The sequence below is a fragment of the Arthrobacter sp. MAHUQ-56 genome, assembly GCF_019710585.1.
GTDB lineage: Bacteria > Actinomycetota > Actinomycetes > Actinomycetales > Micrococcaceae > Arthrobacter.
The window spans coordinates 265283-288103 of record NZ_JAIFZQ010000016.1 but is presented as its reverse complement, the minus strand read 5'-3'; the positions used below and the strand labels follow the sequence as shown (position 1 = coordinate 288103).

25 protein-coding genes are annotated in these 22821 nt (G+C 66.9%); 12 read left to right on the top strand and 13 right to left on the bottom strand.

The annotated features are described in order from the left end of the window. Complete coding sequence (gene nadE / locus K4G53_RS09300; RefSeq protein ID WP_221385411.1) at positions 1-855, top strand: ammonia-dependent NAD(+) synthetase; 855 nt, start codon at positions 1-3, stop codon at positions 853-855. Between the two features lie 89 nt (positions 856-944). Here the strand turns inward: nadE and K4G53_RS09295 are convergent, their stop codons facing one another. Next, positions 945-1733: an IclR family transcriptional regulator gene (locus K4G53_RS09295; protein ID WP_221385410.1), complete on the bottom strand. Its 789-nt coding sequence runs from the start codon at positions 1731-1733 to the stop codon at positions 945-947. Positions 1734-1901: 168 nt separating this feature from the next. On the opposite strand from K4G53_RS09295, the gene K4G53_RS09290 reads away from it, so the two are divergent. Genes K4G53_RS09290 through K4G53_RS09275 form a run of 4 tightly spaced genes read left to right on the top strand, consistent with a single transcriptional unit; the run spans position 1902 to position 6016 of the window. Beyond that, positions 1902-2618 carry a CoA transferase subunit A gene (locus K4G53_RS09290; protein WP_221385409.1) on the top strand — a complete coding sequence of 239 codons (717 nt, stop codon included), beginning with the start codon at positions 1902-1904 and terminating at the stop codon, positions 2616-2618. A gap of 50 nt (positions 2619-2668) precedes the next feature. After that, positions 2669-4108, top strand: a complete 1440-nt coding sequence (locus K4G53_RS09285; protein ID WP_221385408.1) for a short-chain fatty acid transporter — start codon at positions 2669-2671, stop codon at positions 4106-4108. Positions 4109-4151: 43 nt separating this feature from the next. Next, positions 4152-4823, top strand: coding sequence for a CoA transferase subunit B (locus K4G53_RS09280; protein ID WP_221385407.1), 672 nt, complete (start codon positions 4152-4154; stop codon positions 4821-4823). Next, positions 4820-6016, top strand: a complete 1197-nt coding sequence (locus tag K4G53_RS09275; protein WP_221385406.1) for an acetyl-CoA acetyltransferase — start codon at positions 4820-4822, stop codon at positions 6014-6016. The genes K4G53_RS09280 and K4G53_RS09275 overlap by 4 nt, the downstream gene beginning before the upstream one ends. Positions 6017-6166: 150 nt before the next feature. Here K4G53_RS09275 and K4G53_RS09270 read toward each other — a convergent pair whose 3' ends face one another. Further along, positions 6167-6868, bottom strand: a complete 702-nt coding sequence (locus tag K4G53_RS09270) for an ankyrin repeat domain-containing protein (RefSeq protein WP_260323452.1) — start codon at positions 6866-6868, stop codon at positions 6167-6169. A gap of 9 nt (positions 6869-6877) precedes the next feature. Next, positions 6878-7456: a heme-binding protein gene (locus tag K4G53_RS09265; protein WP_221385405.1), complete on the bottom strand. Its 579-nt coding sequence runs from the start codon at positions 7454-7456 to the stop codon at positions 6878-6880. Between the two features lie 185 nt (positions 7457-7641). Here K4G53_RS09265 and K4G53_RS09260 point away from each other — a divergent pair, with 185 nt between their 5' ends. The 5 genes from K4G53_RS09260 to K4G53_RS09240 all read left to right on the top strand — a co-directional run bounded on the left by K4G53_RS09260 (position 7642) and on the right by K4G53_RS09240 (position 11130). Then, positions 7642-8868, top strand: a complete 1227-nt coding sequence (locus K4G53_RS09260) for a sensor histidine kinase (RefSeq protein ID WP_374226154.1) — start codon at positions 7642-7644, stop codon at positions 8866-8868. After that, complete coding sequence (locus K4G53_RS09255; protein ID WP_221385404.1) at positions 8865-9491, top strand: response regulator transcription factor; 627 nt, start codon at positions 8865-8867, stop codon at positions 9489-9491. Before K4G53_RS09260 ends, K4G53_RS09255 begins: the two co-directional genes overlap by 4 nt. A 131-nt stretch (positions 9492-9622) precedes the next feature. Next, a complete protein-coding gene (locus K4G53_RS09250; RefSeq protein ID WP_009357211.1) occupies positions 9623-9826 on the top strand; it encodes a cold-shock protein in 204 nt (67 codons plus the stop codon). 133 nt (positions 9827-9959) lie between these two features. Next, complete coding sequence (locus tag K4G53_RS09245; protein WP_221385403.1) at positions 9960-10289, top strand: hypothetical protein; 330 nt, start codon at positions 9960-9962, stop codon at positions 10287-10289. 58 nt (positions 10290-10347) lie between these two features. Next, on the top strand, positions 10348-11130 hold the full coding sequence (locus K4G53_RS09240) for a MerR family transcriptional regulator (RefSeq protein ID WP_221385402.1): 783 nt from the start codon (positions 10348-10350) through the stop codon (positions 11128-11130). Between the two features lie 6 nt (positions 11131-11136). Here K4G53_RS09240 and K4G53_RS09235 read toward each other — a convergent pair whose 3' ends face one another. From K4G53_RS09235 to K4G53_RS09210, 6 genes are all read right to left on the bottom strand, one after another. After that, a complete protein-coding gene (locus K4G53_RS09235) occupies positions 11137-12321 on the bottom strand; it encodes an acyl-CoA dehydrogenase family protein (RefSeq protein WP_221385401.1) in 1185 nt (394 codons plus the stop codon). A 14-nt stretch (positions 12322-12335) separates the two neighbouring features. Then, on the bottom strand, positions 12336-12989 hold the full coding sequence (locus tag K4G53_RS09230; protein ID WP_221385400.1) for a DedA family protein: 654 nt from the start codon (positions 12987-12989) through the stop codon (positions 12336-12338). 143 nt (positions 12990-13132) lie between these two features. Further along, positions 13133-13909, bottom strand: coding sequence for an enoyl-CoA hydratase (locus K4G53_RS09225; RefSeq protein WP_221385399.1), 777 nt, complete (start codon positions 13907-13909; stop codon positions 13133-13135). Then, the gene (gene mmsB / locus K4G53_RS09220; protein WP_221385398.1) at positions 13906-14898 is read right to left on the bottom strand and encodes a 3-hydroxyisobutyrate dehydrogenase; all 993 of its coding nucleotides are present in this window, start codon (positions 14896-14898) and stop codon (positions 13906-13908) included. Before mmsB ends, K4G53_RS09225 begins: the two co-directional genes overlap by 4 nt. Continuing rightward, positions 14891-15991, bottom strand: coding sequence for an enoyl-CoA hydratase/isomerase family protein (locus K4G53_RS09215; RefSeq protein WP_221385397.1), 1101 nt, complete (start codon positions 15989-15991; stop codon positions 14891-14893). The genes mmsB and K4G53_RS09215 overlap by 8 nt, the downstream gene beginning before the upstream one ends. After that, positions 15991-17487 (bottom strand): CoA-acylating methylmalonate-semialdehyde dehydrogenase, encoded by a 1497-nt coding sequence (locus tag K4G53_RS09210; RefSeq protein ID WP_221385396.1) that lies wholly within the window; start codon positions 17485-17487, stop codon positions 15991-15993. The genes K4G53_RS09215 and K4G53_RS09210 overlap by 1 nt, the downstream gene beginning before the upstream one ends. 159 nt (positions 17488-17646) lie before the next feature. On the opposite strand from K4G53_RS09210, the gene K4G53_RS09205 reads away from it, so the two are divergent. Both K4G53_RS09205 and K4G53_RS09200 read left to right on the top strand, forming a co-directional pair. Then, positions 17647-18453, top strand: coding sequence for an exodeoxyribonuclease III (locus K4G53_RS09205; protein ID WP_221385395.1), 807 nt, complete (start codon positions 17647-17649; stop codon positions 18451-18453). Positions 18454-18487: 34 nt separating this feature from the next. Next, the gene (locus tag K4G53_RS09200) at positions 18488-19372 is read left to right on the top strand and encodes a hypothetical protein (RefSeq protein ID WP_221385394.1); all 885 of its coding nucleotides are present in this window, start codon (positions 18488-18490) and stop codon (positions 19370-19372) included. Between the two features lie 37 nt (positions 19373-19409). Here K4G53_RS09200 and K4G53_RS09195 read toward each other — a convergent pair whose 3' ends face one another. The 4 genes from K4G53_RS09195 to K4G53_RS09180 all read right to left on the bottom strand — a co-directional run bounded on the left by K4G53_RS09195 (position 19410) and on the right by K4G53_RS09180 (position 22816). Then, positions 19410-20462 carry a LacI family DNA-binding transcriptional regulator gene (locus K4G53_RS09195; RefSeq protein WP_221385393.1) on the bottom strand — a complete coding sequence of 351 codons (1053 nt, stop codon included), beginning with the start codon at positions 20460-20462 and terminating at the stop codon, positions 19410-19412. 175 nt (positions 20463-20637) lie between these two features. After that, complete coding sequence (locus K4G53_RS09190; RefSeq protein WP_221385392.1) at positions 20638-20886, bottom strand: hypothetical protein; 249 nt, start codon at positions 20884-20886, stop codon at positions 20638-20640. Further along, a complete protein-coding gene (locus tag K4G53_RS09185; RefSeq protein ID WP_221385391.1) occupies positions 20883-21782 on the bottom strand; it encodes a carbohydrate ABC transporter permease in 900 nt (299 codons plus the stop codon). The genes K4G53_RS09190 and K4G53_RS09185 overlap by 4 nt, the downstream gene beginning before the upstream one ends. Then, entirely contained in the window at positions 21779-22816 is a 1038-nt protein-coding gene (locus tag K4G53_RS09180; RefSeq protein ID WP_221385390.1) for a carbohydrate ABC transporter permease, read from the bottom strand. The genes K4G53_RS09185 and K4G53_RS09180 overlap by 4 nt, the downstream gene beginning before the upstream one ends. Positions 22817-22821: the final 5 nt, after the last annotated feature.

Genomic DNA, 22821 nt, shown 5'->3' with positions numbered 1-22821 from the left:
ATGCGCGAACTCCAGGCCAAGATCATTGAAGAAATGGGCGTCCAGCCCCGGATCGACCCCGCAGGGGAGGTGCGCAAGCGCGTCGCGTTCCTCAAGGAATACCTGAAGGCCACTGGCACCAAGGGCTTTGTCCTGGGCATTTCCGGCGGCCTGGATTCTTCCCTCGCCGGGAAGCTGGCGCAGCTGGCCGTGGATGAGCTCGAAGCCGAGGGTGTGGACGCCAATTTCGTGGCAGTCCGCCTGCCCTACGGCGTGCAGCATGATGAAGAGGACGCCCAGGCGGCCCTGGACTTCATCAAGGCCAAGACGGAATGGACGTTCAATATCTCGGCTGCCGTGGACGGTTTCGAGGATGAGTTCGAAAAGACCGTGGGCTCGGAGATTTCCGACTTCCACAAAGGGAACACCAAGGCCCGCACCCGCATGATCGCCCAGTATGCGCTGGCTGGCGAGCACAACTACCTGGTCATCGGAACCGACCACGGCGCCGAGTCGGTGACGGGGTTCTTCACCAAGTACGGCGACGGCGGCGCGGACATCCTGCCCCTGTTCGGCCTGAACAAGCGGCAGAACCGTGCCCTGCTGGCTGAGCTCGGCGCGCCCGAGCGGGTCTGGGGGAAGGTACCCACCGCCGACCTGCTCGACGACCGGCCGGGCCGCACAGACGAGGACGAGCTGGGCCTGACGTATGACCAGATCGACGACTACCTGGAGGGCCGCGACGTTCCTGGGTCCGTCGCCGAATCGATCGAACAGAAGTACCTGCGCACCCGCCACAAGCGCACCGTTCCGGTCACCATTTTCGATACCTGGTGGAAGCACGAGGGCCCGGAGGAGCCCCGCGCGGGCCTCTAACGAGCCGAAGCAGCCCACTTTTGGGAAGCACGACGGCGCGGCGCACCGTAAAGGGCGGCGCGCCGTCGTCGTTTCCGGGCAAAGCCGGGCTACTTCGGCGGGGCTGCCTCGCCGCCCAGCTGCTGCGTGATCCGGTGCGCTTCCGCCATCAGGAGCGCGCCCAGTTCGGGCTGCCGCCCAGGCTTGAAGCGCGGTTCGATGCCGGTCAGGGACAGCGCCCAGGCCGGCTTTCCGGACCGGTCAAACACCGCGGCCCCCATGCCCCAGCTGCCTTCCAGCACCATCCCGGGATTCACCGAGTAACCTGCCAGCCTGGTGCGGACAAGGTTCTCCCGCACCCGCGCCGGGGTGTGGTTCGCTGCGAAGCCTCCCGCGTGCTCCGGCCACCGGGCCAGCAGTTCCTCCTGCTCATCCTCCGGCAGGAAGGCCATGATGGCCGTCCCCGCCGACGCCACGCCCAGGGGAAACCGGACGCCTTCGTGCAGCACGAAGGACCGCACCGGAAAGCTGCCCTCCTCCCGCAGCAGGCAGACCGTCTCCCCGCCGCGCCGGATGGAAAAGAAGGCGCTCTCCCCCGTCGCTTCGGCAAGCCGGCGCAGGCTGGGGCGGGCGATGTCCTCCAGCGGAAAGCGGGCGGACGCCACCGAACCCATCAGGAGGACTTCCGGCCCAAGCACCCAGTTGCCGGTGATGGGGTCGTGGTCCAGCAGCCCCTCGGAGGCGAGTGAGGACAGGAGCCGGTGGACGGTGGGCCGCGTCAGCCCTGATTCCCGGACCAGGCCGGCAAGCGGCATGCCCTCGGGGCTGCGGCCCACCAGCCGCAGCAGTCCTGCGACGCGGGCCACTACCTGGGCCCCCTGCACCGGCGCCGACGTCATGAAAACCTCCCTGATTGTCCATATTGTGGATGCATTCAATCCTACCGTCCACACTGTAAAAACCGGGCATTCGCCCGCTTGACAGCGGAATCAGGGCACCCGTAGTCTCCACGTGCAGAAACCATCGTCCATAAAATGGACTGGCCCATCGCTCAACGAGGAGTCGACATGAAGAAACTGCAGCCCTCCGCCGCCGCCGCCCTGGAAGGGGCCCTGCGGGACGGCATTACCCTCGCCGTGGGCGGGTTCGGCCTCAGCGGCATTCCTGCCGACCTGATCGAAGCCGTCCGCGATTCAGGCGTCAAGGACCTCACCGTGGTGTCCAACAACATGGGCGTGGACGGCAAGGGCCTGGGAGTCCTGATCGAGGCCGGCCAGGTCCGCAAGGTCATCGCCTCCTACGTGGGCGAGAACAAGCTCTTCGCCGAACAGTACCTCGCCGGAAAGCTTGAGGTGGAGTTCACGCCGCAGGGCACCCTCGCCGAACGCCTCCGCGCCGGCGGCGCCGGCATTCCCGCCTTCTACACGAAAACCGGGGTGGGCACCCTCGTGGCCGAAGGCAAGCCGCACGAGGTGTTCGACGGCGAAACGTACGTCCAGGAGCGGGCCATCCGGGCCGACGTCGCGCTGGTCCACGCCCACACCGCGGACACTGACGGCAACCTCATCTACCGCTACACCGCCCGGAACTTCAACCCCGTGGTGGCCACGGCAGGTCAGCTGACCATCGCCGAGGCCGAGGTGATCGTGCAGCCCGGCGACCTGGACCCGAACCACATCGTGACCCCGGGCGTCTTTGTCCAGCGGCTGGTGCGGGCCACGGACCGCGTCAAGGACATCGAACAGCGGACCGTCCGGCAGCGTCCCGACCTCGTTTCCGCCTAGGCCGCATCCAGCGCCACCGTTCCGATTACTCAATGGAGAGAAACGCCCTCATGACCACCGCGCAACTCAACCGCCAGGATGTCCCGCAAAAAGGCCTGGCCCGGATGGCGGAGAAGCTGGCCGGATGGACCCAGAAATGGTTCCCGGACGCCTACATCTTCGCCTTGGCCGGGGTGCTGCTGGTGGCCATTGCGGCGCTAGCCATCGGCGCTTCACCCAAGGCCGTGGTGGATTCCTTCGGCAACGGCTTCTGGGACCTCACGGCCTTTACCCTGCAGATGGCGATGGTGGTGCTGACCGGCTACGTGGTGGCCACCGCACCCCCGGTGGCCCGTTTGATCGAGCGGCTGGCACAGGTGCCGGGCTCCGCGCGCACTGCCGTGAGCTTTGTGGCCGTCATGTCCATGTCGGTGTCCTTCGTGAACTGGGGGCTGAGCCTGATCTTCGGCGGACTCCTGGCACGCGCCATAGCGCGCCGCCGGGACCTCCAGGTGGACTACCGGGCCCTGGGCGCAGCGGCTTTCATGGGGCTGGGAGCCGTATGGGCGCTGGGCATGTCCTCCTCGGCTGCCCAGCTGCAGGCAACAAAGGCGTCCATTCCCCCGGCGCTGCTGAAGATCACCGGCGTCCTGGACTTCGGCACCACCATCTTCACCTGGCAGTCCCTGCTGACGCTGGCCATCCTCATGCTGCTGACAACGGTCATAGCGCACTTTTCGGCCCCCACGGGCAGCGCGATCAGGACCGCTGCCGATCTGGGCGTGGACCTCAATGACCAGCCCGAACCTCCGGCGGAACAGTCCCGTCCAGGCGAATGGCTCGAATACAGCCGCGTGCTGCCCGTACTCGCCGGCGTCCTGACCCTGGGCTGGCTGGTGTCCCAGCTTCTGACGCTGCCCATTTTGAGCGTGGTCAGCTCGCTCAACGGGTACCTGCTGGTCTTCCTCATGCTGGGGCTCGTGCTGCACGGGACGCCGCGCCGGTTCCTGCAGTCAGTCAGCAAGGCTGTCCCCGCCACAGCGGGAATCCTGGTGCAGTTCCCCCTGTATGCGGCGATGGCAGCGATCCTGACCAAAGCCGCCGGCGCAGGCGGCCTCTCGGTGTCCGAGCACCTCGCACACTTCTTCACCAGCATCGGCGGCAACGGCGCGTTCGCCGTCATCATCGCCCTCTACACGGCGTTCCTCGGCATGTTCGTGCCGTCGGGCGGCGGCAAATGGCTGGTGGAGGCGCCTTACGTGATGCAGTCCGCCACGGACGTGAACATGAACCTTGGCTGGACCGTGCAGATCTACAACATGGCTGAAGCGCTGCCCAACCTCATCAACCCGTTCTTCATGCTGCCCCTGCTGGCGGTGCTGGGCCTGCGCGCCCGGGACCTGGTGGGCTTCACCTTCCAGCAGTTCCTGTTCCACCTGCCGGTGGTCCTCCTGCTGGCCTGGCTGCTGGGAATGACCTTCGACTTCGTGCCACCGGTTATACCGAACTGACCTCAACGAATACTGCGGTAAACAAGACAAAAGGAGAAACCCCATGGCATGGACCAGGGACCAGATGGCTGCGATCGCCGCCGAGGAACTGAACGACGGCGACTACGTGAACCTGGGCATCGGCATCCCCACGCTGGTGGCCAACAACCTGCCCGAGGGCGTGCGGGTTGTCCTGCAGAGCGAGAACGGGCTGCTGGGCATGGGCCCGTTCCCGTACGAGGGCGAGGAGGATGCCGACCTCATCAATGCGGGCAAGCAGACCGTGACGGTCCTGCCCGGCGGCAGCATCTTCGACTCCGCCACTTCCTTCGGCATGATCCGCGGCGGCCACGTCAAGGTGGCCATCCTCGGTGCCATGCAGGTCTCCGGCAACGGCGACCTGGCCAACTGGACCATCCCGGGAAAGATGGTCAAGGGCATGGGCGGGGCCATGGACCTGGTGGCCGGCACGCCGCGGGTGGTGGTCCTCACCGAGCACAATGCCAAGGACGGCACCTCCAAGATCGTGCGCGAGTGCACCCTCCCCCTGACCGGGCTCAGCTGCGTGGACCGGATCATCAGCGACCTGGCGGTCTTTGACCTGGTGAAGGAGTACGACGGCGGGCGGCGGCTCACGCTGACCCGGCTTGCCCCAGGGGTCACCGTAGAGGACATCCAGAGCAAAACCGAAGCCGACTTTACGGTCCGGCTCGAGAACGAGGAAGTGGCAGCATGAGCTTGAAGGAACAGTTCGGCAAGGACGTCCTGATCACCGGTTGGGGGCACAGCAAGTTCGGCAAGCTGACAGAGGAGACCCTTGAGTCCCTCATCGTCCAGGTGGCCACGGATGCCATCAACACTGCGGGCGTGGAGCCGGGCCAGATCGACGAGATCTACGTGGGACAGTTCAACTCCGGGATGATGCCGTTGGCCTTCCCGTCCTCGCTGGCGCTGCAGGTTTCACCGGACCTGGCCAACGTCCCCTCCACCCGGGTGGAAAACGCCTGCGCTTCCGGCTCCGCGGCATTCCAGCAGGGCACCAAGTCGCTGCTGGCCGGCACCGCAAAGACTGTCCTGGTCATTGGCGCCGAGAAGATGACCCACGCCGGCGCCGACGTCGTGGGTGCCGCCCTGCTCGGTGCTGACTACGACATGGCCGGCAAGCCCTCCACCACCGGCTTCACGGGCCTCTTCGCCGAGGTCGCCAAGCACTACGAGAAGCGCTATGGCGCCCGCGCAGGGAACCTCTCCGACGTGCTGGGCACCATCGCAGCGAAGAACCACCGCAACGGCGTGGACAACCCCTATGCCCAGCTCCGGAAGGACCTTGGCGAGGAGTTCTGCCAGACCGTCTCGGACAAGAACCCCATGGTCGCGGACCCGCTGCGCCGCACCGACTGCTCCCCGGTCTCCGATGGTGCCGCCGCCGTCGTGCTGTCTGTGGCCCCAACCGGCGGAGCCACCGCGCCGGTCCGGCTGGCCGGTTTCGGCCAGGCCAACGATTTCTTCCCCACCGATCGCCGGGACCCCACCGCCTTCGCCGCAACCCGGGCCTCCTGGCAGCGCGCCATGGCAATGGCCGGTGTGGGACTGGAGGACCTTGACTTCGCCGAGGTCCATGACTGCTTCACCATCGCCGAACTGCTCATGTACGAAGCCATCGGGCTGACCGAACCGGGCCAGGGCGCCCGCGCGGTGAAGGAAGGCTGGGTCTTCAGGGACGGCAGGCTTCCCATCAACGTATCGGGAGGCCTCAAGGCCAAGGGCCACCCGGTGGGAGCCACCGGCGTCTCCCAGCACGTCATCACCGCGATGCAGCTCACCGGAACCGCCGGCGACATGCAGCTGGCCGGCCCCCGCCGCGCGGCTGTGCAAAACATGGGCGGCGTGGGCATCGCCAACTACGTGAGCGTGCTTGAAGCCGTCTAGCTGGCACCCGGACGGTGGCACCCGGGGCGGTGCCGCCGTCGTGGGGCGCTTTGAAGCCGTCCGGAGCCGTCTCGGGGGATGACGACGGCGTGTCCGCGCCAAAGTGCCCCGGGACGGCCGCGCATGGTGATTGCGGAGGCACGGGCAGGATCAGCCGGCACCCCGGAGGAGGGCCGCGATGTCCCCAAATCCCAGCCGCTCAGCATTCTGCAGTGCGGTTCTGCCTTCCGGATCTCGGATGCCGGGGTCGGCACCGGCGTCCAGCAGCAGCCGCACGACCTCCTGCTGGCGCGGGCCGCCGTCGTTCAGCAGGATGGCCTCCTGCATGGCGGTCCAGCCCAGGTGGTTGACGTGGTTTACCGGGACACCGGCTGCGATGAGGATCTTCACGGTCTCCACGTGGCCGTGCTCGCTGGCTGGGATGAGCGCCGTGCCGCCATAACGGTTGGTGCTGGTGACGTCAGCCCCGGCAGCCAGCGTCAACTGCAGCACCTCGTTGAACCCCTCCGCCCCGCTGTAGAGGAACGCCGAGTCCTGGATGGAGTCCTTGGCGTTGACGTTGCCGCCGCGGCCGATCAGTCCGGCAACCCTGGGCGCGTCGTTGGCCTTGGCCGCCGCGATCAGTTCCTGGTCGAGCCGCGCCTGTGCCTCCGGGCTCAACGGGAGTGCCGGTGCTGCCGGGCTGGAGGGGGCAGCGGGGCTTGCTTGCGGGGAGCCGGTTTCCCCGCCCGGGCCGACGGATGAAACAGGCGGCGGGGAACCAACTTCCTGCGGCTCCCCTGGCCTTGCCTGGCACGCAGCGAGGAGTATTCCGGCTACGGCCATCAGGGCTGCTGTGCCGCCACGCCTCATGCCTGAACCCTACTTCGTGGCTGCTGCGATAGCCTCGGCGCCGGCGGTGGCGCAGGCCTCATCGAGTGCGCCGTCGGGGGCGCCGCCCACGCCGATGCCGGCCACCGAAACACCGTTGACCTTCAGCGGTACCCCGCCGGCCAGGAACAGGGTGCCGGGGAGGTCGGCGATGGAAGGACCGTTTCCGTTAATCCGCTTCGCCAGCTCACTGGTGGGGGCGCCAAAGGCTGCCGCCGTGTAAGCCTTCTGCTTGGCTGCCTCGATGGTGTGTTCGGCGGCATTGTCGCCGCGGAGCAGCGCCTGGACCGTGCCAAACCTGTCCACGAGCGCAACGGTGACGAACGGCAGCTTGTCCGCCTGGCACTTGGCGAGCGCCGCGCTGACGGCCTGCGCCGATGCCCCTACAGTGATGCGGTTCTGCTGCACCACGGTTTCCGGGGCCGGCTGCACGTCCACGGCAGGCATGACTGCGGGTGCCTGCGTGCCACTTGCGCCAGCCGTTCCAGCGTTCGCGGCGGCGGTTGCCCCGGCAGTGACCAGGAGGGCTCCGGCGGCCGCGGCGGCAAATACCTTGTGGGACTTCTTCATGACGTTTCCTTCGCTTGGTCGGGATTGCTGTTTCCATCCTTCCCGGCAGTACGGTGCCTGGCATCGGGCGTTTGGCGGATCCCTGCTCCATCAAAAGGCCGGCCATATCAGCCAAAAGGCTGAGGGACGGGACAGTGCGGGAGCCCTAGCATGGAAGGCAGCGTTCCCCACCAGACCCGGATGCCATGCCCGCCACAGACACCAGTACAAACCCCGGCCCCGCGGTACCCCCTGCCGGCGGCAGCCGCCGCCTTGGCATGGATCCGCTGACCCGGGCCGGCCCCCTGGGCAGTATCGGATTGACTGTCCACGCGGGCTTCGCCCTGCTCCTGGTGGCGTCGGCTGTCCGTTACGTCATGCGCCACAGCCCCGCGGACAACCTGGTGGTCCTGGGACTTGCCGCTGCGGCGTGCCTGCTCTACGCCGTCGTAGCCCTGCTGTCCGCACGGGACCGGGCCGGGGTGCCGTGGGTCGTCGTCCTCGTAGCTGTGTGGGCGGTGCTGGTGGTGGCAGCGCCAAGCTTCGCGTGGTGTTCCTTCGCCCTGTTCTTCCTGTGCCGCAGCGCCCTGCGAGGTACGACAGCGTACGTCCTGGCTGCTGCCATCACGCTCGCCACCGCCGTCGGACTGTTCCGCCTGGGCAGCGGCACCGACGTGGCGATGCTCCTGGGACCGCTGGCGGTAGGCACCATGCTGACGCTCATCTACGACCGCATACAGCGTGACGCCGAAGAACAGCGCCGCCTGCACGCGGAAGTCAGCAGCGCGCAGGGGCAGCTGGCGGCCAGTGAACGGCGGGCCGGCACCATCGCGGAACGCGAGCGGGTCTCCCGGGAAATCCACGACACCGTCACACAGGGCCTGGCAAGCAGCCTGCTCCTGCTCGAAGCCGCGGACCGGGCGTGGCCGGATACTGCAGCACGCGATGATGTCCGCCAGGCCACGAGCCTGCTCCGTGCCAGCCTGTCGGAGACCCGCAGCCTGGTCCACGAACTGGCGTCCCCCGGGCTGGACGCCGCACCCCTGCCCGAGGCGGTGCTGCTTGCCGCACGGCAGTACGTGCCCGAAGCCCGCCTCATGGTGACCGGTGAGCCGCGTACCGTGTCCCCGGAGGTCCGGCATGCCCTGCTACGGGTGGCGCAGAGCGCGGCTTCCAATATCCGGCTGCATGCCTCCGCGTCGGTGGCCACCGTGACGCTGGGTTTCCTTCCGGACGCCGTCACCTTGGACATTTACGACGACGGCGCCGGCTTTGATCCGGCGGCGGCAGCACCGCCGTCGGACGCCGGCGGGTACGGACTGCGGGCCATGCGGCAGCGGGTGGAGCAGCTGGGCGGCCTGTTTTCGGTGGAGAGCGCTCCAGGGGAAGGGACTGTCGTGGCGGCGCAACTGCCCCTGGAGGCGGAGACATGACCCCCGTCACCGTGCTCCTCGTTGACGACCATCTGGTGGTCCGGAGCGGATTGCGCGCACTGCTGGGCACACAGCCGGACATCGAGGTGGTGGCCGAGGCGTCCTCCGGCGAGGAGGCGCTCCAGCTGGTCCGGCAGCATAGCCCTGCAGTGGTGGTCATGGACCTCGCCATGGGGCCGGGAATGGACGGAATCGAGGCGATCAGGCGGCTTCGGGAAAGCGACGGCAGCCAGGCGATCCTGGTGTTCACCACGTACGACTCCGACGCCGACATTGTCCGCGCGGTGGATGCCGGCGCCATGGGCTACCTGCTGAAGGACGCTGCCCCGGAGGAGATCTTCACGGCGATCCGGGGCGCTGTCCAAGGCAAGAGCGTCATGAGCCCGCCAGTTGCATCCAGGCTCTTCCAGCAGCTGCGGAACCCGGACGCCATCCTGACGCCACGGGAAGCGGAGCTGCTCAGCCTGCTGACCGAAGGACTCAGCAACCGCGAGCTCGGGAGGCGGCTGTTCATCTCCGAGGCCACGGTCAAGACCCACCTGGCGCACATCTACGCCAAGCTGGGAGTCGACACCCGGGCCGCCGCGATTGCCACTGCCATACGCCGGGAGGGCATGCGATGACCGTGTTTATGGCGCTTACCCTTGCACAGCGGCCCCGCGCCCCGTACTTTGGGGACAGTGGGGGACGAACTCCTGCGCACTCCGGGATGATTCCTGGGGAGAGAATCAGAGTCACATGAAGGAATGCAGCCATGGCAACAGGCACAGTTAAATGGTTCAACGCCGAAAAGGGTTTTGGCTTCATTGCCCCCGATGACGGGTCCGCTGACGTTTTCGCCCACTACTCGGCAATCGCCACCAGCGGCTACCGCTCATTGGACGAGAACCAGAAGGTCGAATTCGATGTGACCCAGGGCCCGAAGGGTCCGCAGGCAGAGAACATCCGCCCGCTCTAAGTCTTCGGCGGCCTCCGGCCCATGCCGGGACCCCAAACAGCGGCTCCTCCAACCTTGTTGGAGGGGCCGCTCTTTTTATGTCCCGCGCAGCCCGTCCCACCCGCCGCAAGCTGCTTTTCGGGATAATTGACTTATGACCGGACAGGACCAGGACCCGTGGGAGGAGTTCGACAGGCTTGGGCCCGCCGCACCTGACCGTGTGCCCGGGCAACCCGGCGGTGAACCCCACGGATTCGGCTTCCGCACCGGCGTCCGCAGTGCGCGCGTCGCCGCTGGCTTCGCCATCTACGCCCTGGCCTTGGGAACCATCCTGGCGATGACGGGGTGCATTGTCTTCATCACCCGGCAGCAGTGGCTCCTGGTCGGCCTGATGCTGCTGTTCGAGGCCGGCTTTATTTTCGCGTTCCTCCGGCTGCTGGCACAGGCCCGCAACCGCAGGCCCCACAACCGTCCCGCCCGCTGAACCAAGGCCGTCGGCCTGCCCTTGACCTTGACGCTGCGTCAACCCTTACGCTCGGGGCATGGAAGAAATCCGGGGCGACGGGAGGATCTGGTCCATCCAGGACGTGGCCAGGATCGCCGGCACCACCAGCCGCACGCTGCGGCACTACGACGACATCGGACTGCTGAGACCCACCCGGGTGGGCAGCAACGGCTACCGATATTACGACGGCGCCGCCCTCCTGCAGCTGCAGCGCATCCTCCTCCTCCGGGAGCTGGGCCTGGGATTGCCCGCCATCGCGGAGGTCTTCCAGCGTCAATCGGACCCGGTCGACGCACTCACCCGCCACCTGCGGTGGCTGGAACAGGAACAACGCCGGCTGACGGTCCAGATGGAATCCGTCCGCCACACTATCCAAACGGTAAAGGCAGGAGGCCACCTCATGGCAGAGGACATGTTCGCCGGCTTCGACCACACCCGGTACAAGGACGAGGTCGAGGAACGGTGGGGCAAGGACGCGTACGCAAAGGGCGACGCGTGGTGGCGCGGCATGGATGCGCGGGCGCGGAAGGAATGGCAGTCACGGGCAGCGCAACTGGGCCGGGACTGGATCGAGGCCGCCGGTGCAGGAGTCCCGGCCGATGGACCCCAGGCGCAGGACCTGGCCAGGCGGCACGTCGACTGGCTCCGCTCCATTCCCGGCACCCCGGCTTCCGGAACCGGCGGCGATATCAAGGGATACGTCGTTGGCCTCGCGGACATATACGTAGCCGATCCCCGGTTTGCTGCCAACTATGGAGGTGATGGCGGCGCCCGCTTCGTGCGGGACGCCCTGCTCAGCTTCGCCGACAAACACCTATAACCAGGGTCAGGGGAAGGCGGAGATGCCGGTGACAGCGCGGCCCACGAGCAACGAGTTGATCTCGAAGGTGCCCTCATAGGTGTAAAGGATCTCGGCGTCGCCAAACAGCTTGGCCATTCCATAATCGGTGCTGATGCCATTGCCGCCGAGGAGGGACCGGCCCATTGCCACCGAAGCACGGGCCAGGCGCGTGGTGGTGGCCTTGGCCATGGCCGCCTGCGCCATCTCCAGTTTTCCCGACTCCTGGATGCGCGCCAGTTCCACCATCAGCGCGAGCGAGGCCGAGGCATTACCCAACATGTCGGCCAACTGCTGCTGGACCAGTTGGAAACCGGCAAGCCTGCGGCCGAACTGGCTCCGGGCCAGGGAATAGCCTCGCGCCACGTCGAATGCGGCCAGCTGGATGCCCGCCGCCTGCCAGCCCACCCAGGCGCGGGAGTCCCGGAGCAAGTCGTTTGCAGCCGCGAAGCGGTCCGCCCCGGGCAGCAGGTTGCCGGCGGGAATGCGGACGTCCGACAAGGTGATGTCGGCGTTCTGCATGATCCGCAGGCCGATCTTGTTGGATATTTTGGTGGCCTCGTAGCCCGGCCGGTCCGTCTCCACCAGAAAGCCCTTGATCCCGCCATCTGCAGTGTCCCGCGCCCAGACCAGGGCAAAGTCGGCAATGGTTCCAGCACCGATCCAGCGCTTGGCGCCGTTGAGCACCCAATGGGCGCCGTCCCGGGTGGCAGTGGTCCCGAGGGCACGGGAAATGTCCGAGCCGTGGTCCGGCTCCGTCAGGGCAAAAGCTCCCAACGTGCTGAAATTCCGCAGGCCCGGCAGCCACCGCCGCTTCTGCTCATCGGATCCCAGCTGGCTGACCATGCCCACGATCAGCTCGTTGTGGATCCCTGCCAGGGCGGACAGGGAGACGTCTGCCCTGGCGAGCTCCACATACATCAGTCCCTTGAACAGGATGGAACTGCCGTCCAGCTGCAGCGCTCCCAGCCCCTGCTTGCCCATTTCGGCCACCAGGTCGAAAGGGAACTCCTCCCGGTTCCAGTACCCCACGGACTGGTCCCGGACGGAGGATTGCAGGAATTGCCGGGTCCGTATGTACCGTTCCCGTTCAGGCGCGGCCAGGAGGTCGGTGACGTGCATCAGGTCGGCATCCTTGAAGGCCGGCCCGCCGGCGGATTCCTGGTCATTCATTGTTGCCGCCTCCGTCAGCGACGCGCCTTCGCGCGCCTGGCCCGCCGGACGATGAGCAGTGCCAGCGCGACAGCGAGGGCCGCGTACACCGCGTAGTTGAGGAACCGTGAGTATTCCTCGATGAGCCGGTACTGGGTGCCCAGGGCATATCCCAGTCCGATCAATGCAGCGTTCCACAGGCCGCTTCCGGCCAGCGTGAACAGGGTGAAGGTGCCAATCGGCATGGATGCAGCGCCCGCCGGGAGTGAGATCAGGCTCCGCACCCCCGGCAGGAGCCGGCCGAAGAAGATGGAGGACCTGCCGTGGCGGCGGAACCAGGTGGCGGCGTGCTCGAAGTCCTCCCGGTCCACCAAGGGAAGTTTGGACAGCCCCCGGATGGAACGTTCGAGACCGAGTTTGGCCCCCAGCCAGTACAGGAACAGTGCACCCAGGTAGGCGCCCAGGGTGCTGGTGGCAAAGACGAAGACCAGACTCAGCGACCCCTGCTTGGCCAGGTAGCCCGCAAGGGGCAGGATCACCTCACTCGGGACGGGGGGCACCACGGTTTCCGCCAGCGTGAAGGCCCCCACGCCCCACTCGCCCAGGGTGTCGATGGCCCTTGCCGCCACCCCCACGATCCCGGTCAGGCCCTCGGTGGGGTTCGCCGCACCGGCCATTGATGTCCACATAAGCCCGTCCCATTCCGCTGCTTGCGCCGTTCATTGGCCGGTCTTTGTCCACCTTACGGGGCCTGGCGGGCTTCCGTGGCAGGACAGGCTTCCGTGGCAGCACAGGCTTCCGTGGAAGGGCAGGGGCGCCGCTGCCCTGCGGCTTACCGGTGCTTGAACTCGGGCTCCCGCTTTTCCGTGAAGGCAGCCATGCCTTCCTTCTGGTCCTCGGTGGCGAACAGGGAATGGAAAAGCCTGCGCTCGAACAGGACGCCCTGGGCCAGCCCGGTTTCAAAGGCGGCATTCACGGCTTCCTTGGCTGCCATCGCCACGGGTTTCGACTTGCCGGCAATAACCGCGGCGGCTTTGAGGGCCTCGTCCACCACGGCCTCTGCCGGAACCACCCGGGACACCAGGCCGCACCGGTCTGCTTCCTCGGCGCCGATAAACCGGCCGGTGAGGATCAGGTCCATGGCTTTCGCCTTGCCCACGGCCCGTGTGAGCCGCTGGGATCCACCCATGCCCGGGAGCACGCCCAGGTTGATTTCCGGCTGGCCGAACTTGGCGTTGTCACCGGCGATGATGAGGTCGCACATCATGGCCAGTTCGCAGCCGCCGCCGAGGGCAAACCCGGCCACCGCGGCTACAGTGGGTATGCGCAGGCGGGTGAAATCCTCCCAGCCCCGGAACCAGTCCGCAGCGTACATATCCATGTAGCCCTGGTCCGCCATCTCCTTGATGTCGGCTCCCGCGGCGAACGCCTTGCCCGAACCGGTAATCACCACCGCTCCCACCCCGGGATCGGCATCCATGGCGGTAACGGCGGACACCACCTCTTCCATGGTGGCCTTGTTCAGCGCATTCAAGGCTGCGGGGCGGTTCAGTGTCACCAGCCCCACTCTGTCCCGTTGCTCCACCAGGATGTTGGTGTATTCGGTCATTCGGGGCTCCCGTCGTCGTGTGCCAGTGTGGGCGCAGGGCCGGCGTTTGAGGCCTCCCCTGCTGCCGCCGCGGCCTGCTGCCCGGATTTGTTCCGGATATCGGTGATAATCGCGGAAAAATCCCGGCCGGCGCCGCCTTCCGCGGCAAACCTATCGTAGATTTCGGCTGCCAGCGGACCCATCCGCGCGGCTACATGGGTGGTCCGCAGGGCGTTGGCGGCGAGGTTGAGGTCCTTGGCCATGAGCGCCCCCGCGAATCCCGGCTGGTAATCCCGGTTGGCGGGGCTGCCGGGAACGGGTCCCGGCACGGGACAGTTGGTGGTCAAGGCCCAGCACTGGCCCGAGGCGGCCGACGCCACGTCGAACAGGGCCTGGTGGCTCAGGCCCAGTTTTTCGCCGAGCACGAAGGCTTCACTGACCGCAATCATGGAGACGCCCAGGATGAGGTTGTTGCAGACCTTGGCGGCCTGGCCCGCACCGTGTGCACCACAATGGACCACCCGTTTACCCATTGCTTCCAGGAGCGGCAGGACCTTCTGGAAGTCCTCCGCATCACCGCCCACCATGAACGTGAGGGTGCCCGCTTCGGCGCCCACCACGCCACCGGAAACGGGGGCATCCACAGAACGGTGGCCGGCCTCCACCGCAAGGTTGGCAGCTTCGCGCGCTTCCTCCACATTGATGGTGGAGCAATCCAGGAACATCGTCCCGGGAGCGGCAGCCTGCAGCAGCCCCGGCTGGCCATCCCGGCCGCTGTAGGCGTCGAGCACCTGCCGGCCGGTCTGGAACATCGTCAGGACGACGTCGGCGCCGGCCGCCGCGTCAAGCGCACCTCCGGCCACCGGCACGCCCCGCTCCCGGGCCGCTTCCACGGCTGCAGGCACCACGTCGAAACCAGTCACCCGATGGCCCGCCCACACCAGGTTCAGGGCCATGGGCGCACCCATGTGCCCCAGCCCCAGGAAGGCTACTGTCAGCATGTCAGGCATGGCCTGCCTCCTTCTCCAATAGTTCCGGGCCAGGCTGCAGGTCCAGCTCTGCGCCGTCCAGCGGTAGGAAGAACCGGTCCACCTGGGACGGAAGGACCTCCCCCAGCGTGGCTGGTTTCCACTTCGGGTTCCGGTCCTTGTCCACCACCTGCGCCCTGATGCCTTCACGGAAGTCCGGGCCAGCCAGGAAACGCAGCCCTGCGCGGTACTCCTGGGCCAGGGCTTCGTCCAGGGTCAGGTTTTTGGCCCGGCGCAGGGATGCCAGGGTGACCTTGACCGACGTCGGCGACTTGGCTTCGATCGTGTCCGCCGCGGCGGCTGCCTCGCTGCTCCCCGGGCCCTTCCAGGCGCGGAGCCGGCGGACGATGTCTTCGGCGTCGTCGGAGGCGTAGCAGGCGTCGATCCACTCCTGCTGCCCGGCCAGGACCGAGGCGGGAGCCTGTGCCGTGTAACGCGCGACGGCGTCTTCCGGGCTTTCGTCTTCCAGCGTGCCCACCAGCCGCGGCAGCGCCTGGGACGGGACATAGTGGTCCGCGAGGCCCAGGAACAGGGCGTCCGCGGCATCCAGGTGTGCCCCGGTGAGGGCGGCATGGGTTCCGGTTTCCCCGGGTGCGCGCGAGAGCAGGTAGGTTCCGCCGACGTCGGGCGCGAACCCGATGGTGGTTTCCGGCATTCCCGTGCGGGTCCGCTCGGTGACAACGCGGACATCCCCGTGCGCGGAAATCCCCACCCCTCCGCCCAGGACCAGCCCGTCCATGAGGGCCACATAGGGCTTGGGATACCGGGCGATCAAGGCGTTGACGCGGTATTCGGTCTGCCAGAAATCCGCCGTCGCGCTCCCGCCGTGCAGCATGTCCTGGTAGATGGCCACGATGTCTCCACCCGCGCAGAGGCCCCGCTCCCCGGCGCCCTGGACCAGGACGGCGGAGACGCCGTCGTCCTGTGCCCACGCGGTGAGCTGCTCCAGGAGCATCCCCACCATCCCGGCGGTGAGGGCGTTGACCGCCTTGGGCCTGTTGAGGGTGCACACTCCAAGCCGGCCACGGCGTTCAAAGAGTACTTCGGTGGTCCCGTTGCTTTGTCCTGCGCCCATCAGCTTCCTTCCGGCATCACGAAGCTCGCTCCGTGGCGTATTCCCGAGGGCCACCGGGTGGTGACCGTCTTGGTCTTGGTGTAAAAACGGAAGGCATCGGCGCCGTGCTGGTTCAGGTCGCCGAAGCCGGACGCCTTCCAGCCGCCAAAGGTGTAGTAGGCCAACGGCACCGGGATGGGTACGTTGATGCCCACCATGCCCACGTCCACCCGGGTGGCAAAGTCCCGGGCGGCGTCGCCGTCGCGGGTGAAGATCGCCACGCCGTTGCCGAAGGGATTGTCGCTGCAGAGCCGGAGCGCTTCGTCGTAGTCGGCGGCGCGGACCACCACCAGGACAGGTCCGAAGATCTCGTCGCGGTAGATGGCCATGTCCGGGGTGACGTGGTCGAAAAGGGTGGGCCCCAGCCAGAACCCGTCCGCGTGGCCGTCCACTGCCAGGCCCCGGCCGTCCGCCAGGAGGGTGGCTCCCGCCTCCGCGCCGGCCTCGATATAGCCCTCGATCCGCTGCTTGGCAGCCGCGGTAACCACTGGGCCGAAGTCCACCCCGGGGTCCAGGCTGGGTCCCACCTTCAGTGCTTTGATCCGCTCCTGTAGCCTGGCCACCAACTGGTCCGCCGTCTCCTGGCCCACGGGCACAGCCACGGAAACAGCCATGCACCGCTCCCCCGCTGACCCGTAGCCGGAACCGATGAGGGCGTCCGCCGCCTGGTCCAGGTCGGCGTCGGGCATGACGACCATGTGGTTCTTGGCCCCGCCAAAGCACTGCGCCCGCTTTCCGGCGGCCGCCGCTGTGGCGTAGATGTACTCGGCGATGGGCGTGGACCCAACAAAGCCCACTGCTTTGACCGCCGGGTCCACCAGCAGGGCGTCCACCGCTTCCTTGTCCCCGTTGACCACGTTGAATACCCCGTCCGGAACGCCGGCCTCGCTGTACAGTTCGGCCAGCCGCAACGGCACCGACGGGTCCCGTTCGGAGGGCTTGAGGATGAACGCATTGCCGGCCGCGAGCGCCGGCCCCGATTTCCACAGCGGAATCATGGCGGGGAAGTTAAAAGGAGTGATGCCTGCCACCACGCCCAGCGGCTGGCGCAGCGAATGAATGTCGACTCCCGGGCCGGCCTCGCTGGAGAACTCTCCCTTGAGCAGGTGTGGCGCCGCGGCAGAGAACTCCACCACCTCCAGGCCCCGCTGGATGTCGCCCCTGGAGTCTGCGAGCGTCTTTCCGTGTTCGGATGACAACAGCCGGGCAAGGTCATCCATGGTGCGGTTCACCAGGTCCACGAACCGCAGCAGGACCCGCGCCCGGCGCTGCGGGTTCATGGCGGCCCATTCCGGCTGGGCCTTCGCCGCCGTGGCAACAGCGTCCGCCACCTCGGTGCCACTGGCCAGCGGCACCCGTGCCTGGACCCGGCCGGTACAGGGATCGAAGACATCGGAGAAGCGGCCGGACGTTCCCTGCACGTGGTGTCCGCCGACATAGTGGGAGAGTTCGCGCATGGCTGGTGCTCCTTTGCATGCCCGGGTGGGTGGTCCAGGTCATTGTGGTTGCGAATATACCCGCCCTGTCCGCCGAAGTCCTCCCCGTCCCGGCCCACTTCGGGCGAGGGTTCCGGGAGGCTTTACCCGCCGACCGGCTGCCAAGGTAAGTTAGAAACCGTGAAGATAGCTACGTGGAACGTGAACTCCCTCCGCGCACGCGCCGACCGCGTGGAGGCCTGGCTGCAGCGCAGTGACTGCGACGTCCTGGCCATCCAGGAAACCAAGTGCAAGGACGACAACTTCCCGTGGGAGCTCTTCGAGCGGATGGGATACGAGGTTGCCCACTTCGGCGTGAACCAGTGGAACGGCGTCGCCATCGCCTCCCGCGTTGGGCTTGAGGACGTTGAGCGGACGTTCCTGGACCAGCCTTCCTTTGGCAAAGCGGGGAAGGACCCCGTACAGGAGGCCCGGGCCATGGCCGCCACCTGCGCCGGCATCCGGATCTGGAGCCTGTACGTCCCCAACGGACGGTCCCTGGATGACGAGCACATGCCCTACAAGCTCAAGTGGTTGGAAAGCCTCAAAACACACGCGCAGGGACTCGTGGCGGAGGACCCGCAGGCGCAGGTGGCGCTGATGGGCGACTGGAACATCGCGCCCTTCGATGAGGACGTCTGGGACATCGACCTTTTCATCGCCAACCGGTCCACGCACGTCAGCCCGCCCGAGCGGGCCGCGTTCCATGCCTTCGAATCCGCCGGCTTCACGGACGTGGTCCGTCCCTACACCCCCGGGCCCGGCGTCTACACCTACTGGGACTACACGCAGCTGCGCTTCCCCAAGAGGGAAGGCATGCGGATCGACTTCGTCCTGGCCTCCCCCGCCCTGGCCGCCCGGGTCACGGGCGCCTCGATCGACCGCGAGGAACGCAAGGGCAAGGGCGCCTCGGACCACGCCCCCGTGCTGGTGGAACTGGCGGACTGATGAAAACGACCTGGACCCATCCAAGGAGACCGTGATGACGGGCAACCTCTACCGGGGCCAGGCCGGCCTGCCTTTTTCCTCCACGCTGCGCGTCTACGAACCCCTGGAAGCCTTCCCGGAGGAGCAGCGAGCCGCGATCCAGGCGGCGGGGGCCCGCGCAGCCTCGCGTGCCGCCGTCGAAAATGCCGAACTGCTGGCTTCGCTGGGACGCATTACCCGCTCCGGTGGAGACCCGTTCCCCACCGGCCGTACCGACCTGGTGCGCGTCACCACCGCCCCGGCCCCCGAAGCTGGAGCGGCCGACGCCGGCGCTGACGCCGGGCAGGTGCTGCTGTACTGTCCCAGCCAGCTGGTCCTGCGCGCCGGGCTGGCAGCCAACGCCCTGATGGAGGGCATCCACGGACCACTGGCGGAACTGCTCATCCCCGAGGAGCAGCGCGACCGGCACCAGGAACGGATCGACCTGGTGAAGGCCCGGGACGGTTCCATCCGCGTCCACACGCGGGCGTCCACCTGGGGAATCCCGTTCAGCTGGTTTTCCCTGTTCATGGAATCCGACCGCAAGGACGTGGTGGAGGCCGCCGGGCGGATCCTCACGGTGCGCGTCTGGGCTCCCATCACCGATGCGCTGGAGCGGGCCCGGTATGCGGTGGCGAACCTGGCGCTGGCCGCGCCCGACCTGGACATGCTCGATGACCTGGCGCAGCTGACGGAATGGCTGGAGCTGTTCCACGTGGACTCGATGGTGGAACTGGACTACGGCGCCGTGGCGGACAAGGTCTATCCGGACGAGTCCCCCATGGACATCAGGCTGGGCATCGAGTGCCTTGCCGAGGGCGACATGACCGGGGCCGCGGCCGCATACCGGCGGCTTGCCTCGCGTTGGATTCCCATCCGCCAGCTGGCCCGGGCATCCTGAACCGCCTGCCTGCAGTCGTCGGTTTAGCCCAGCCGTTTTAATGCGTCGGAGGTGCTGTGCTGCGGCGGACAATGAGTTCGTGGGGCGCGACGGCGGAATGCACGGCCCCGATTTGGCCGTCCAGTTCGTCAAGGAGCATCTTGGTGGCCAGCTCGGCCTGATCATCCGGCCGCTGGCCGACTGTGGTCAGTCCCATGGCTTCGGCAAAGTCGTGGTTGTCGATGCCCACCACGGACAGGTCCTCCGGAACCCGGATGCCAAGGCGGTTGGCCTCAAAGATCACACCCATCGCCATCTCATCGGACGCGCAGAAAATCGCGGTCGGCTTTTCCCCCTCCCGCGACCACAGCCGGCGCAGGGCTTCCTGGCCGCTGCGGACGGTGAAGTCGCCCCATTCGTCCCATTCAGGGCGGGTGGGGAGACCCGCCGCAGCCATGACGTCCTTGAAGGCCAGGATCCGCACCCGCGGAACATCGAAGTTCAGGTCGGTCTCGTCATCGCCGTGCAGCAGGGCGATCTTCTTATGGCCGAGGTCGATCAGGTGCCGCACCGCGGTTGAGGCGGCTGCGTAATCGTCGATGCCGATGTACGAGCACTCCTCGACGTGGCCGCCCACGACGACGAGGGGGATGTCGATCTTCTGGAGATGGTCCAGTTCGTCATGGCTGAGCGCCATGCACAGGACCAGGAGGGCGTCGATCTGCTTGTAGACCATCGTCTTGCTGAAGAGCCGCTCCCGGTTGCTGCCGTGGCCCCCGAGGTTGAAAAGGGACAGGTTGTAATTGCGGGCATGCAGTTCCCGGTCCGCCCCCTCGATGGCCTTCGAGAAGAACCACCGGCTGACGAACGGCGCCAACACTCCGATGGTCCTGGTGCGGCCGGTGGCAAGACCGGAGGCAGATGAGGATGCAACGTAGCCCAGGTTCCCGGCCACCTCAAGGATCTTCTCCCGCGTGGCCGGCGACACCCTGGGCAGCCCACGTACGGCCCGGGACACAGTGGCGGTCGATACTCCAGCGGCTGCCGCCACGTCCTCGATGCTGACGCCGGTATGGCCTCCCCGCTGGGACCTTTCTGTTGTCCGTGCCACCGTGTCCCCTCATCCGCTCCCTTGCCGCGCGGGGAACAAGCCCCGCGATACCCCCAAACCCTGTATCTTTTCATTCCGCAGCCGCGCAGTGATAACTGTGGCACGCGAACAACTGCGGCGTGCCCAGCACCCTGCCGGGCGCCCTTCACGGGACAGTCTTGACCACCGCGGGCAGCTACCTGCGGGCGGGGAGTTTCCGCCGGAGCCGCACCATGCCGTACAGCGCCAGCAGTGTGGCCAGCAGTCCCAGCGCCCAGCCGAGGGCTGGCTGGGCCGTCACTTCCATCCAGACGGTCACCACCAGGAGGACAACCGCCCAAAAGCCGAGGAACCCGATGATGATGTCAAAATCCTCGCCGGACCGGACCAGCCGGCTCCGGTTTCCCGCCCCCTTGGCCTGGGGGCGGGAACCGTTCGCCGTCACTTGACTGCACCTGCCGTGAGGCCGGCGACAATCTTGCGCTGGAACACCAGCACCAGGATCACCAAGGGAATGGTGACGATGGTGCCGGCGGCCATGATGGCCGTGTAGGGAATCTGGTTGGGCTGGGCACCGGCGAAGTTCGCGATGGCCACGGTCACCGGCTGCGTCGCGTCGCTGGACAGCTGGCTGGCGATCAGGAACTCATTCCAGGAGGAAATGAATGCCAGGATGGCGGTGGTGAAGATCGCCGGCGCTGCCAGCGGCATGATCACCTTCCGGAATGCCTGGCCCTGGGTGCAGCCGTCCACCCTGGCCGATTCCTCCAGTTCCCATGGCATCTCGCGGAAGAACGAGGTCATGGTGTAGACGGTCAGCGGGAGCACGAACGAAATGTTTGGAATGATCAGCGCCTGGTAGGTGCCCATCCAGCCGATGTTGGTGAACAGCTGGAACAGCGGGGTGATCAGGGCAACGCCGGGGAACATCGAGGCTCCCAGGATGAAGCCAAGTACCAGGTACTTGAACCGGAAGTTCAAACGGGCCAGGGCATAGGCTGCGAACACACCGATCAGCAGCGACACGATCGTCACCACACCACCGATGAACACACTGTTACCCAGTGCCTGGCCAAACCTGTTGCCGAATGACGTGTCAAAGGCGGTCCTGAAGTTGTCCAGGGTCACGTGGGTGGGGAGGATCGAGGTGTCGTAGGTGAAGCCGACCTCGCGGAAGGCGGTCACCACCATCCAGTAGGCCGGTGCCAGGCACCAGATCAGGATGACGATGGCACTGATGTAGGTTCTGCCCTGCGCCCATTTTTCCCGGTTCTGGGCAGCCTTGCGGCCCTTGTCCTGGCGGGCACGAAGCGCTGCGGCGTCAGCCGTTGCCGAGGTCATTTCTTCCCCTTTCCTGTGGCGCCGCTCTGTTCAACCACGTTTGCCCCAAGGAAGCGGACGAAGATGAAGGCGACGAGGAAGATGATGATGAAGGTAATGGTGGACAGCGCGGCCGCAGAGTTGAAGCCTTGCCTGATTTGGTTGATGACCAGGATGGACAGCGTGGTGGTGTTGTTCGCGCCGCCGGTCAGGATGTACGGCAGGTCGAACATCCGCAGCGCATCCAGGGTGCGGAAGAGGATCGCCACCATCAGCGCCGGCTTGACCAGCGGCAGGGTGATCATCCTGAACCGCTGCCACGCGGTGGCGCCGTCCACCTTGGCCGCTTCATAGACGTCCGCCGGGATCATCTGCAGGCCGGCGAGGATCAGCAACGCCATGAACGGCGTGGTCTTCCAGACGTCGGCGATGATCACAGCCCACTTGGCCGGCCACTCGCTGCCCGTCCACAGGATGGTGGTGTTGAACAGCTTGTTGGCGATGCCCTCGAAGGCGAAGATGAAGAACCAGAGCTTGGCCGTGACGGCGGTGGGGATGGCCCACGGCACCAGGACAGCTGCCCGGACCATGCTGCGGCCGCGGAATTCGCGGGCCATGATCATGGCCATCCAGAAACCGAGGACGGACTCCAAGGCGACCGTCACGATGGTGAAGAAGAACGTCGTGGCGGTGGCGGACCAGAACTGGCCACCCAGCGTGCCCGGCGGGCAGGCGACGGTTCCGCCGTCCGGCGCCGCACATTGCTGCGCCAGCCAGTTCACGTAGTTCTGGATGCCTGCCGAGCCGCCTGCGGTGAAGAGGCCGGTGGCCGGATCCAGGCCGGCGTCCTTCTGGAAGGACATGACGATGGCGCTGATGATCGGGTAAACGATCACAATACCCAGGGCGACGACGGTCGGGGCGAGCAGCCAGGCCGCCCAGCGTCCCTGGCTGGCGATCCTGTTGTCCTCCCCAACACCCTTGGGGCCGTGATGGACGGGGGTGCCGCCCGACGCCGGTGCTTTGACCGGCGTCGGGCCTAGTTCGGTTGCCATGGCAG